General features: G+C 68.9%; 9 protein-coding genes. All 9 read right to left on the bottom strand.

Annotated features, from left to right (window positions below; all coding sequences use genetic code 11):
• Positions 1-10 precede the first annotated feature (10 nt).
• Positions 11-934, bottom strand: coding sequence for a LysR family transcriptional regulator (locus P7V53_RS25990; protein ID WP_280152383.1), 924 nt, complete (start codon positions 932-934; stop codon positions 11-13).
• Positions 931-1,932 (bottom strand): 2-dehydropantoate 2-reductase, encoded by a 1,002-nt coding sequence (locus tag P7V53_RS25985; RefSeq protein ID WP_280152382.1) that lies wholly within the window; start codon positions 1,930-1,932, stop codon positions 931-933. The genes P7V53_RS25990 and P7V53_RS25985 overlap by 4 nt, the downstream gene beginning before the upstream one ends.
• Before the next feature lie 12 nt (positions 1,933-1,944).
• Positions 1,945-2,844: a succinate--CoA ligase subunit alpha gene (sucD, locus tag P7V53_RS25980; RefSeq protein ID WP_280152381.1), complete on the bottom strand. Its 900-nt coding sequence runs from the start codon at positions 2,842-2,844 to the stop codon at positions 1,945-1,947.
• Position 2,845: 1 nt separating this feature from the next.
• Positions 2,846-4,012, bottom strand: coding sequence for an ADP-forming succinate--CoA ligase subunit beta (gene sucC / locus P7V53_RS25975; RefSeq protein ID WP_280152380.1), 1,167 nt, complete (start codon positions 4,010-4,012; stop codon positions 2,846-2,848).
• Between the two features lie 19 nt (positions 4,013-4,031).
• Entirely contained in the window at positions 4,032-4,346 is a 315-nt protein-coding gene (locus tag P7V53_RS25970) for a hypothetical protein (protein ID WP_280152379.1), read from the bottom strand.
• A gap of 94 nt (positions 4,347-4,440) precedes the next feature.
• Positions 4,441-7,236, bottom strand: a complete 2,796-nt coding sequence (fdhF, locus tag P7V53_RS25965) for a formate dehydrogenase subunit alpha (protein ID WP_280152378.1) — start codon at positions 7,234-7,236, stop codon at positions 4,441-4,443.
• Positions 7,233-8,936, bottom strand: a complete 1,704-nt coding sequence (locus P7V53_RS25960; protein WP_280152377.1) for an NADH-ubiquinone oxidoreductase-F iron-sulfur binding region domain-containing protein — start codon at positions 8,934-8,936, stop codon at positions 7,233-7,235. Before P7V53_RS25960 ends, fdhF begins: the two co-directional genes overlap by 4 nt.
• Positions 8,937-8,964: 28 nt before the next feature.
• Complete coding sequence (locus P7V53_RS25955) at positions 8,965-11,094, bottom strand: acetate--CoA ligase family protein (protein ID WP_280152376.1); 2,130 nt, start codon at positions 11,092-11,094, stop codon at positions 8,965-8,967.
• 28 nt (positions 11,095-11,122) lie between these two features.
• Positions 11,123-12,370, bottom strand: a complete 1,248-nt coding sequence (gene frc, locus P7V53_RS25950; protein WP_280152375.1) for a formyl-CoA transferase — start codon at positions 12,368-12,370, stop codon at positions 11,123-11,125.
• Between the last annotated feature and the right edge of the window lie 10 nt (positions 12,371-12,380).

Here is a 12,380-nt window from a genome sequence, read left to right as displayed (position 1 = left end):
CCGCGGACCATCACACCGGAAACGGCACGATCTGCGCCATCAGGCCGGCCGCGTCCACCAGCAGGAAATCCTTGAATGCCTGCGCCACCGGCGGCAAGCGCTTGCTGCGCCGGTGCACCACGTACCAGTTCAGCATCACCGGGAAGTCCTTCACGTCCAGCACGACCAGGCTTCCGCTTTGCAGCTCCTTCGAGATCGTGTGCGCCGACAGGAAGCTCACGCCCATGCCGGCGATGACCGCCTGCTTGATGGTCTCGGTGCTGCGAATCTCCATCGCCACGTTGAGCTGGACGATGTCGCTGCCGAAGGTCTCCTCCAGCGAGTTCCAGTTGTCCGAGCCCTTCTCGCGCACGATGAAGGGCTCGCGCGCGATGCGCTCGCGCGGGATGCCGCGCTGCCCCGCCAGGGCATGGCCCGCCCCGGCGGCGATGACGTAGGGGTGCGGCGCAAAGGCCTGGTTCACGGTGTCCAGGTGGGTGGGCGGGCGCACCATCACCGCGAGGTCGGTCTGGTTCTGCGCGATGCGCTCCAGCAGCTCCTCGCGGTTGTGCACGGTGAAGTTGAGGCTGACGTCGCGATGGCGGCGCACGAACTCCACCAGCAGGTGCGGGAAGAAATAGTCGCCGGCGCTGATCACGCTCACGTTCAGCTTGCCGCCCGCCACGCCGCGGAACTGCGTCATCGCATGCTCGGCGGCCTCGAACTGCGCGATGATCGATCGGCTGATCTCCAGCAGCTCGGTGCCCGCGGGCGTCAGGTAGATCTTCTTGCCGAACTGCTCGAAGAGCGGATTGCCGGCATGCTCCTCCAGCTTCTTCACCTGGGTGGACACTGCCGGCTGCGTGAGATGCAGCTCCTCGGCCGCTCGGGAGAAGCTGTTGAGTCGCGCGACGCTTTCGAAGATCTTGAGCTGGCGCAGCGTGGCGTGCTTCATCGCAAGGCGATGCCGCGGCCTTCGGTGGCGATGGTGTGCGCCAGCAGCCGCACGAGCGCGTACACCGCGTCGATGTGCGGCGTCGGCGTGTCTGTGAGCCGCGCCAGCTCGACCACCGAGCCGACGAGCGCATCGATCTCCGGCGCCCGGCCGGCCTCGATGTCCTGGAGCATCGAGGTCTTGTGCTTGCCGACCTTCTCCGCGCCCGCGATGCGCTTCTCCACGGTGACACGGAATGTGATGCCGAGCCGGTTCGCGACCGTCTGAGCCTCGAGCATCATCGCCGTGGCGAGCTCTCGCGTCGGCGGGAACTGGCAGATGTCGACCAGCGTCGCATGCGACAGCGCACTGATCGGGTTGAAGGTCAGGTTGCCCCACAGCTTGAGCCAGATCTCGGCGCGGATGTCGGCGAGCACCGGGGCCTTGAAGCCGGCCCGCTCGAAGCAGGCGGATGCGGCCAGCACGCGCTCGCTGCTGCTGCCGTCGAGCTCGCCCAGCGGGAAGCGCTCGCCTTCGGTGTGGCGGACGACGCCCGGCGCAAGCAGATCGGCGGCCGGGTACACCACGCAGCCGATGACGCGCTCGGCTGGAATGCGCTGCGCGACGCGTCCACCCGGGTCCACGCTTTCCAGCCGCTTGCCTTGCAGCGCCCCGCCGTGGGCATGGAAATACCAGTACGGGATGCCGTTCTGCATCGTGATCACGGCCGTCTCGGGACCGAACAGCTTCGGCACGGCATCGGCCACCGCGTCGACCTGATGCGCCTTCACCGCGAGGATCACCAGGTCCTGTGGGCCGGCTTGTGCGCAGTCGTCGGTGGCCTGCACCTGGGCGGCCACCTGCTCGCGCCCGTCGTGCTCGATCAGCTTGAAGCCATTGGCGCGGATTGCCTTCAGGTTGGCGCCGCGTGCGATGAAGGTCACCGATTCGCCGGCCAGCGCCAGGCGTGCGCCTACCAGGCCGCCGATGGCCCCCGCGCCGATCACCGCGATCTTCATGGTCAGCTCCCGTCAGTCGAAGGGCAGGCAGTGCGAGCCGAGCACCGACTCGAGGAGCCGGCCGATCTCGGCCGGGTTGTGGGTGACGCGCACGCCGCAGGCTTCCATCACCGCAAGCTTCTCCTGCGCCGTGCGCTCGCCGCCGGACAAGATGGCGCCGGCGTGGCCCATGCGGCGCCCCGGCGGCGCGGTCATGCCCGCGATGAAGCCGATGACGGGCTTGGTCATGTGCTGCTGTATCCAGCGCGCCGCCGCTTCCTCGGCGTCGCCGCCGATCTCGCCGACCAGCACCACCGCCTCGGTGTCGGCGTCGTCGTTGAACAGGCGCAGCACGTCGATGTAGTCGAGCCCGCCGACCGGGTCGCCGCCGATGCCGATCACCGTCGACTGGCCGAGCCCGTAGTCGTGCAGCTGGCTGGCCGTTTCGTAGGTCAGCGTGCCCGAGCGCGACACCACGCCGATGTTGCCGGCGGTGTGGATGTCGCCCGGCATGATGCCGATCTTGATCTCGCCGGGCGTGATGAGGCCGGGGCAGTTCGGCCCCAGCAGCCGCGTGCGCCGGCCCTGCATGAGCTCGCGCGTGCGGATCATGTCGCGCACCGGGATGCCCTCGGTGATGCAGACGACGAGGTCGAGGTCGGCGTCCACCGCTTCGGCGATGGCCGCGGCCGCGAACGGCGGCGGCACGTAGATCACCGAGACCGTGGCCCCGGTGCGCTGCCTCGCCTCTTTCACGCTGGCGTACACCGGAACGCCGTCGACCGTGCTGCCGCCCTTGTGCGGATTGACGCCCGCGACGAAGGCCTCGCGGCCGTGGGCGTAGTCGCGGCACAGCGCGGTGTGGAAGCGTCCGGCCTTGCCGGTGATGCCTTGCGTGATGACGCGGGTGTGACGGTCGACGAGGATGGTCATCTCATCTCCCTGCGGCGGCCTGCACGACCTTCACGGCCGCGTCGGCCATGTCCTTCGCGGAGCGTATCGGCAGTCCCGACTTCTCGAGGATCTTCTTGCCGATGCCTTCGTTGGTGCCCTTCATGCGCACCACCAGCGGCACGGTGAGATCGGCCTGGCGCACCGCCTCGACGATGCCGGTGGCGATCACGTCGCACCGCATGATGCCGCCGAAGATGTTGACGAGGATGGCGTCCAGCTGGCGGTTGCGCGTCATCAGCTTGAAGGCCTCGGTGACCTGCTCGGCAGTGGCGCCGCCGCCGACATCGAGGAAATTCGCCGGCGCGCCGCCGTAGAGCTTGATGAGGTCCATGGTCGCCATCGCGAGGCCTGCGCCGTTGACGATGCAGCCGATGTTGCCGTCCAGTCGCACGTAGTCCAGGTCGAACGCCGCGGCCTCGGTCTCGTCGGGATCCTCCTGCTCGGGGTCGCGCAGCGCGGCGAGATCGGGATGGCGGAAGAGGGCGCTGGCGTCGATGTCGAACTTCGCATCGAGGGCGATGACGCGGTGATCCGGCGTCACCACCAGTGGGTTGACTTCGGCCAGCAGTGCGTCGTTGGCGTCGAATGCGCGATACAGCGCCTGCATGAAGTCGCATGCCGGCTCGATCGCCGCCTCGGCAATGCCGATGCGGCGGGCCACCGCTTCGGCCTCGTCCCGGGCGAGCCCCGCCAGCGGTGGAATCACGACCTTGTGGATCCTGTCCGGTGTGTGGGCCGCCACCTCGACGATGTCCATGCCGCCCCGGCTCGATGCGATTAGGGCCACGCGGCGGCTGGCGCGGTCGATGGTCAGGCCGACGTAGACCGCCTTGGCGGCCGCGATGTGCTCCTCGACCAGCACGCGCTTCACGAGCCGGCCCGCCGGTCCGCTGCTGCGCGTGACCAGCGTCGTCCCGAGCATGCCCGCGGCGTGGCGGCGAAGGTCCTCGGCCGAGCGCGCGACCTTGATGCCGCCGGTGACGCCACGCACGCCACCATGGACTTGCGCCTTGAGCACCCACTCGCTGCCGCCCAGCTGCGCGGCGGCCGCGGCGGCTTCGTCGGGCGAGGCGCACACCACGCCCGCCGGGGTGGAGATGCCGTGCTGTCTCAGCAGATGCTTCGCCTGGTGCTCGTGCAGGTTCAAGTCGCTCCTCTCGGGCCGCTCAGGCCCCCACTTCGGCGGCGCAGGCCTGCGCCCAATCGAAGGACAGCGTCCCGCGCGTCCTCAGCAGCTCGGCCTCGCGGCTTTCGATGGCCTGGACGAGGAAGGTGGGGTCGTAGGCGCGCAGCAGATGGGGCTGCTGCGTCTCGATGTAGCGGCGCAGCCGCTCGTGCGGATCGGGGTCTGCCTGCAGGGCGGCGAAGGTGTCGCTGTCCCAGTAGAAGCGCAGGCCCAGCTCGTAGAAGGCGGCGTTGTAGGCGTTGCGCTCCATCTCGAGGGACGGGTCCAGCGGGGTTGCCAGGGTGCTGTGGCTCATGGTCATCTCCTTCAACAAACTCGATGACTTCAATGTAGGCAGCACGAACGATCAAGGATAGTGAAAGTGTTTGATCGAATCCATCCAGGATGCGTTATGGATTTCCCGCGGGCGCCAACGCCAGCGCCTGCCCACCGCCGAAGCTGCTCTGAAGCGGCGGCGTGCCCCCGGACGACATGCGGACCGCGCAGTACTTCACCTCGGGGATCTTGGCCACCGGGTCCAGCGCCGCATTGGTCAGGCGATTGATCGCCGCCTCGTAGTAGCAGAAGGGCACGAACACCGCGCCGCGCGGCGTGCCTTCGTCGGCGCGCGCGTAGAGCGACACCTCGCCGCGGCGCGAGGCGATGGTGACCAGCTCGCCGGGCCTGGCGCCCAGCGCCTCGAGGTCGAGCGGGTGCACCGACGCCACCGGATCGGGCTCGATGGCGTCGAGCATGGACGCGCGGCGCGTCATGCTGCCGGTGTGCCAGTGCTCGAGTTGGCGGCCGGTGATCAGCACCATCGGGTAGTCGCCGTCGGGACGCTCGTCGGCCGGCACGATGTCGACCGGCACGAAGCGCGCGCGGCCGCTGTCGTCGCGCGGGAACGAATCGGTGAACACCACCGGCTCGCCCGGATCGCCCTCGTGGCGGCACGGGTAGGTCACCGCATGCTCGCGCTCCAGCCGGTCCCAGGTGATCCCGGCGATGCTGGGCATGGTTCGACGCATCTCGTCGAACACGACCGAGACGGGGGCCTCGGGCCAGTCCAGCCCCAGCTGTCGCGCCATCTGCTGGATGATCCACAGGTCCTGGCGCGCCTCGCCCGGAGGATCGAGCGCCTGGCGGCCCAGTTGCACGAGCCGGTCGGTGTTGGTGAAGGTGCCGGTCTTCTCCGGGAAGGCGCTCGCCGGCAGGATCACGTCGGCGAGATACGCCGTCTCGGTCAGGAAGATGTCCTGCACCACCAGGTGCTCGAGCGCCGCCAGGCAATCCCGCGCGTGGTTGGCGTCGGGGTCGGACATCGCGGGGTTCTCGCCCATGATGTACATGCCGCGCACCTCGCCGGTCTCGATCGACTGCATCACTTCGACCACCGTGAGGCCCGGCGTGTCGGCAAGTGTTGCGGCCGGCACGCCCCAGGCCTGCGCGAAACGCACGCGCACCGCCGGGTCGCCGACGCGCTGGTAGTCGGGGTACATCATCGGGATCAGGCCGGCGTCCGACGCCCCCTGCACGTTGTTCTGGCCGCGCAGCGGGTGCAGGCCGGTGCCCGGCCTGCCGATCTGCCCGGTCATCAGCGAAAGGGCGATCAGGCAGCGCGCGTTGTCGGTGCCATGCACGTGCTGGCTGATGCCCATGCCCCACAGGATCATGGAGCCCTTGGAGGTCGCGTACAGGCGCGCCACCTCGCGGATGGTGTCGGCTGCAATGCCGCACAGCGGGGCCATCGCTTCGGGCGTGTAGGCCTCGACGTTGCGTCGCAGCTCGTCGTAGCCGATGGTGCGGCTCGCGATGAAGGCGTCGTCGACCAGCCCTTCAGTGACGATGACGTTCATCATCGCGTTGAGCAGCGCGACGTCGGTGTCGGGGTTGAACTGCAGATGCCGGTAGGCGATGCGCGAGAGATCGGAGCGCCGCGGATCGCACACGATCAGCTTGGTGCCGAGGCGAGCCGCGTTCTTCATCCACGTCGCCGCCACGGGGTGATTGACCACCGGGTTGGCGCCGATCAGCAGCACCACCTCGGCCTTCGTCACGTCCATCACCGGGTTGGACACCGCGCCCGAGCCGATGCCCTCGAGCAGCGCCGCCACCGACGAGGCATGGCACAGCCGTGTGCAGTGATCGACGTTGTTGCTGCCGAAGCCGATGCGCACCAGCTTCTGGAACAGGTAGGCCTCTTCGTTGCTGCCCTTGGCCGAGCCGAAGCCGGCGAGCGCCTTCGAACCGTGCCGGTCGCGCAGGGACTTCAGCGTGCCGCCCGCGACAGCCAGCGCCTCTTCCCAGCTCGCTTCGCGGAAGACGTCCATCACGCGTTCCGGGTCCATCGTGAAGTCGCCGCGCTTGGGCACGCCGGCGCGCCGGATCAGCGGCTTCGTGAGCCGCTGCGGGTGATGCGCGTAGTCGAAGCCGTAGCGGCCCTTCACGCACAGGCGGCCGCGGTTGGCCGGGCCGTCGCGGCCCTCGACGAAGAGGATGCGGTTGTCCTTCACGTGGTAGGTGAGCTGGCAACCGACACCGCAGTACGGGCACACCGACGCGACCTGCCTGTCCGGCACCGCCAGCGCCACGTCGCGCGCCGGCATCAGCGCGCCGGTGGGGCAGGCCTGCACGCATTCGCCGCAGGCGACGCAGGTGGAGGCGCCCATCGCGTCGTCCATGTCGAACACGATCTTCTCGCGCTCGCCGCGGAAGGCCAGGCCGATCACGTCGTTCACCTGCACGTCGCGGCAGGCGCGCAGGCAGCGCGTGCACTGGATGCAGGCGTCCAGGTGCACCGCGATCGCCGGATGCGACAGGTCGGGCGCGATCGACTCGCGCGCCGGGAAGCGTGGCTTGCCGACCGCCAGCGCCTGCGCCCACTCGTCGAGCTCGCTGTGCCGCGTGTGCGCCGCCTCGGGCACGTCGGTCAGCAGCAGCTCCAGCACCAGCTTCTGCGACTTGCGCACGCGCTCGCCATCGGTGGACACCTTCATGCCGGCCGAGGGCGCACGGCAGCATGACGGCGCCAGCGTGCGCTCGCCGGCGATCTCGACCATGCAGGCGCGGCAGTTGCCGGGCTGCCCGAGGCCGTCCTTGTAGCAAAGGTGCGGGATGGCGATGCCTTCGCGCTTGGCGACCTGCAGCAGCGTTTCGCCGGCGCTGGCCGACACCGGGCGGCCGTTCAGCTCGAATGAAATGCTCATGGTGGCGAGAGCTCGTGCGGGAAATAGCGGATGACGCAGTCCACCGGGTTCGGTGCGGCCTGCCCCAGCCCGCAGATCGAGGCGTCGCGCATGACGGTGGACAGGTCCTGCAGCAGGTCGAGGTCCCACTCGGGCCGTGCGATCAGGGCCGACGCCTTGGCGGTGCCGCTGCGGCACGGCGTGCATTGGCCGCACGACTCGTGCTCGAAGAAGCGCATCAGGTTGCGTGCCGCGCCGACCGCGCTGTCCTGGTCGGACAGCACGATCACCGCGGCCGAGCCGATGAAGCAGCCGTACGGCTGCAAGGTGTCGAAGTCGAGCGGGATGCGGTTCATCGTTGCGGGCAGGATGCCGCCCGACGCGCCGCCCGGCAGGTAGGCGTAGAAGCAGTGGCCGTCCAGCATGCCGCCGCAGTGCTCGTCGATGAGCTCCTGGATCGTGATGCCGGCCGGCGCGAGCTTCACGCCGGGCTGCTTGACGCGGCCCGACACCGAGAACGATCGCAGGCCCTTGCGCCCGTGACGGCCGTGCGAGGCGAACCAGGCGCCGCCTTTTTCCACCAGCTCGCGCACCCAGAACAGCGTCTCGAAGTTGTGCTCCAGCGTGGGCCGGCCGAACAGGCCCACCTGCGCGACGTAGGGCGGGCGCAGGCGCGGCATGCCGCGCTTGCCTTCGATCGATTCGATCATCGCGGACTCTTCGCCGCAGATGTAGGCACCCGCGCCTCGGCGCAGGAACACCTGCGGCAGCGGGCGCGGCGCCACCTCGTGGAGCCGGCCGATCTCGGCGGCCAGCATCTCGCGGCAGCCGTGGTATTCGTCGCGCAGGTAGACGTAGATGCGGTCGATGCCGACCGCCCACGCGGCAATCAGCATCCCCTCGAGAAAGCGATGCGGGTCGCGCTCCAGCAGCACGCGGTCCTTGAACGTGCCGGGCTCGCCCTCGTCGATGTTGACGGCCATCAGGCGCGGCGCCGGCTCGCCGCGCACGATGCGCCACTTGCGCCCGGCGGGAAAGCCCGCGCCGCCCAGGCCGCGCAGGCCGGAGTCCTCGAGTGTCTTGATCACCGACTCGGCGTCGCGCTCGTCCAACAGGCAGGCCCGCAGCAGCTCGTAGCCGCCGTGCGCGCGGTATTCCTCCAGCGTGATGAACGGCTCGGGCTCGTGACGCGTGGCCTTCGAGTGCACGGCCGTCACGATGGCATCGCAGCTCGCGTGGCGGATCGGGTTCTGTCCCACCACGGCCGCCGGCGCCTGCTCGCAGCGGCCGATGCACGGCGCGGCCAGAACGCGCACGTCCCGACCCAGCAGCGCCGGCAGCCTGTCGAGCAGCTCGCGCGCGCCGGCGATCTCGCACGAGAGGCCGTCGCAGACGCGCACCGTCAGCGCGGCGGGCGCGGCCTCGCCTTCCTTCACGATGTCGAAGTGGTGGTAGAAGCTCGCGACCTCGAACACCTCGGTCTGCGCCAGTCCCATCTCCTGCGCCAGCGCCGCCAGGTGCGAGGCCGGCAGGTGCCCGAGGTGGTCCTGGATGCGGTGCAGGTGCTCGATCAGCAGGTCGCGCCGTCGCGATGCGCTGCCGAGCAGCGCCTGCACCTGCGCAAGCACCGCCGGATCGACGCGGCGGCCGCGCGGCGCCGCGCGCTTGCGCTGCCGGGTGGGCGGTTGCGCCGCGACGATGGGAATGACGGGATGGCTCATGGTCCCAGGGCAGTGAGACCCGCTGGCCTCACAGCAGGCCCGCCCCTCGTGCCCATTGGTATTTCGCCCCCAGCACCGCCACCGGGATCTCCGTCGAGTACGCATACGCGGGGATGCCGTGCTGGTACAGGTACTCCGCGGCCTCCTCCACCTGCACGTCGCCGGCGAGCGACGCGACGATGGGCTTCTCGATCCCCTTGGCGCGCATCTCGTCGCGGGCATCGACCACCAGCTTCGCGAACGTCATGGGGGGCGTGATGATGGTGTGCCAGTAGCCGAGGATCAGCGCATGGATGCGCTCTTCCTGCAGGCCCAGCAGCACCGTGTTCTTGTAGGTCTGCGGCGGCTCGCCTCCGGTGATGTCCACCGGGTTGCCGGCCGCGCCGAACGGCGGGATGAACTTGCGGAACGCCTTGTCGAGGTCATCGGGCATCTTCATCAGCGTGAGCTTGTTGTCGATGCAGGCATCGGACAGCAGCACGCCAGAACCGCCGGCGCCGGTGATGATGACCACGTTCTCGCCCTTGGGCGTGGGCAGCACCGGCACGCCGCGCGAGAAGTCGAGCAGGTCGCGCAGCGTCTTCGCGCGGATCACGCCCGATTGCCGCAGCACGTCGTCGTAGATCTTGTCGTTGCCGGCCAGCGCGCCGGTGTGCGAGCTGGCGGCGCGGGCGCCGGCAGCCGTGCGACCCGCCTTCAGCATGATCACCGGCTTCTTCTTCGACACGCGCCGCGCCACCTCGGCGAAGGCACGTCCATCCTTGAGGTCCTCGCAGTGCTGCGCGATGACCTGGGTGTTCGGGTCCTGTTCGAAGAAGATGAGCAGGTCGTCCTCGTCGATGTCCGACTTGTTGCCCAGGCCCACGATGGCCGACACGCCCATCTTGGCCGAGCGGCTGTAGCCGATGATGGCCATCCCGATGCCGCCGGACTGCGAGGACAGCGCGGTCGAGCCCTTCACGTCGTATGCCGTGCAGAAGGTCGCGCACAGGTTGGCCGGCGTGTAGTAGAAGCCGTAGATGTTGGGCCCCATCATGCGGATGTTGTACTTGCGCCCGATGGCCACGAGCTGCTCCTGCATCTCGTGCTGGCCAGTCTCGGCGAAGCCCGAAGGTATGAGCACCGCGCCGGCGATGTTCTTCTCGCCGCATTCGGTGAGCGCGGCCGCGACGAACTTCGCGGGGATGGCGAACACCGCGGTGTCGATCTCGTCCGGCACGTCCTTCACGCTCTTGTAGGCCTTGTAGCCGAGGATCTCCTCGGCGCTCGGATGGATCGGATAGATCTGCCCCTTGTAGCCGCCGTTGATGAGGTTCTTCATCACCGAGTTGCCGATCTTGCCGGTCTCGGACGAGGCACCGATGACCGCCAGCGACTTCGGGCTCATGATGCGGGTCATCGACGCGAGGATGTCCTTCTCGGCCGGACGGTGACGCGCCGTCTTGGGCTCGAAGTCGACGACGATGCGCACGTCGGCGGCGATCGCGCCGTTCTTGCTCGCGAACACCGGATTGAGGTCGAGCTCGGTGATCTCGGGAAAGTCGGTCACCAGCTCGCTCACGCCGACGATGAGCCTGGCCAGCGCCTCGCGGTTGACCGGCTCGCTGCCGCGAACGCCCTTCAGCATCTCGGCCGCCTGGATGCCGTCGAGCATCGACAGGGCGTCCTGCTCGGTGGCAGGCGCGAGGCGGAAGGTCACGTCCTTCAGCACTTCCACCAGCACCCCGCCGAGGCCGAAGGCCACCAGCTTGCCGAAGCTGCCGTCGGTGACCGCGCCGACGATCACCTCCTGGCCGCCCTGCAGCATCTGCTGCACCTGCACGCCCAGGATGGTCGCGTCGGCCTTGTACTTCTTCGCGTTGGCGACGATCGTGTCGAAGCCGCGCGCGACCTCGTCGGCGCTCTTCAGGCCGACCAGCACGCCGCCGGCTTCGGTCTTGTGCAGGATGTCGGGCGAGACGATCTTCATCACCACCGGAAAGCCCATCGAGGCGGCGAGCTCACGCGCACCCGCAGCGTCCTTCGCCACGCCCTCCTTGGGCACCGCGATGCCGTACGCATCGCAGACGAGCTTGCCTTCGGGCGCGGTGAGGGCGCTGCGGCCGCTCGCCTTGACGGCGTCCAGGGTGGCCCGGACCTTGGCTTTGTCTTTGCTCATGGCGTCCCTCGCTGTGGAATGGCGACTGTCAGATCACGCGCTCGGCGCGCAGGGCGGCGATCGCGTCCTTGCTGTAGCCCAGCTCGGCCAGCACCTCGTCGGTGTGCTCGCCGAGCAGCGGCGAGCGCCGGACCTCGGTGGGGCTGTCCGACAGCTTGATCGGGTTACCCACCGACAGGTACTTGCCGCGCTTGGGATGTTCGACCTCGACGATGGTGCCGCTGGCGCGCAGCGACTCGTCGGCCGCGATCTCCTTCATGGACAGGATCGGCCCGCAGGGGATGTCGAACTCGTTGAGGATCTCCATCGCCTCGAACTTGGTCTTGGTCATCGTCCACTGCTCGATGCGCTGGAAGATCGGCTTCAGGTGCAGCAGCCGAGCCGGCGGCGTGGCGTAGGCGGGGTCGGTGATCCAGCTCTCCTCGCCGATCACCTTGCAGATGGCCGGCCACACCGCGGCCTGCGTGATGAAGTAGATGTAGGCGTTGGGATCGGTCTCCCAGCCCTTGCACTTGAGGATCCAGCCCGGCTGGCCGCCGCCGGAGGCATTGCCTGCGCGCGGCACCGCGTCGCCGAACTTGCCGTCCGGGTACTGCGGGTATTCGGTCAGCACATGGGTGCGCTCCAGCCGCTGCTGGTCGCGCAGCTTGACCCGGCACAGGTTGAGCACGCCGTCCTGCATCGGCGCCAGCACCTTCTGGCCGCGGCCGGTGGAGTTGCGCTGGTACAGCGCCGCGACGATGCCCAGCGCGAGGTGCAGCCCGGTGCCGCTGTCGCCGATCTGCGCGCCGGTGACCATCGGCGGGCCGTCGTCGAAGCCGGTGGTCGAGGCGGCACCACCGGCGCACTGCGCGACGTTCTCGTAGACCTTGCAGTCCTGGTAGCGGCCCGGACCGAAGCCCTTGACCGACGCGACGATCATGCGCGGGTTGAGTTCCTGCACGTACTTCCAGGTGATGCCCATGCGGTCGAGCGCGCCGGGCGCGAAGTTCTCGACCAGCACGTCGCATTCCTTGATCAGCGCGGCCAGCACCTCCTTGCCCTTGGGGTTCTTGGTGTCCAGCGTGATCGAGCGCTTGTTGTGGTTGAGCATCGTGAAGTAGAGGCTGTCCACATCGGGGATGTCGCGCAGCTGGCCGCGCGTCGCGTCGCCTTCGCCGGCCTTCTCGACCTTGATCACGTCGGCGCCCAGCCAAGCCAGCAGCTGCGTGCAGGTGGGCCCGGACTGCACGTGCGTGAAGTCGAGGATGCGAACGCCATCCAGTGCTTTGCTCATTCGCGGTGCT

Source organism: Piscinibacter sp. XHJ-5, from assembly GCF_029855045.1.
GTDB lineage: Bacteria > Pseudomonadota > Gammaproteobacteria > Burkholderiales > Burkholderiaceae_C > Albitalea.
This window is presented reverse-complemented; position numbering and strand designations above follow the sequence as displayed.

Bases quoted from the DNA above. Each gene is read 5' to 3' on its own strand.
- P7V53_RS25990 (WP_280152383.1), bottom strand. From the start codon at position 934: ATGAAGCACGCCACGCTGCGCCAGCTCAAGATCTTCGAAAGCGTCGCG.
- P7V53_RS25985 (WP_280152382.1), bottom strand. From the start codon at position 1,932: ATGAAGATCGCGGTGATCGGCGCGGGGGCCATCGGCGGCCTGGTAGGC.
- sucD (WP_280152381.1), bottom strand. From the start codon at position 2,844: ATGACCATCCTCGTCGACCGTCACACCCGCGTCATCACGCAAGGCATC.
- P7V53_RS25970 (WP_280152379.1), bottom strand. From the start codon at position 4,346: ATGAGCCACAGCACCCTGGCAACCCCGCTGGACCCGTCCCTCGAGATG.
- fdhF (WP_280152378.1), bottom strand. From the start codon at position 7,236: ATGAGCATTTCATTCGAGCTGAACGGCCGCCCGGTGTCGGCCAGCGCC.
- P7V53_RS25960 (WP_280152377.1), bottom strand. From the start codon at position 8,936: ATGAGCCATCCCGTCATTCCCATCGTCGCGGCGCAACCGCCCACCCGG.
- P7V53_RS25955 (WP_280152376.1), bottom strand. From the start codon at position 11,094: ATGAGCAAAGACAAAGCCAAGGTCCGGGCCACCCTGGACGCCGTCAAG.
- frc (WP_280152375.1), bottom strand. From the start codon at position 12,370: ATGAGCAAAGCACTGGATGGCGTTCGCATCCTCGACTTCACGCACGTG.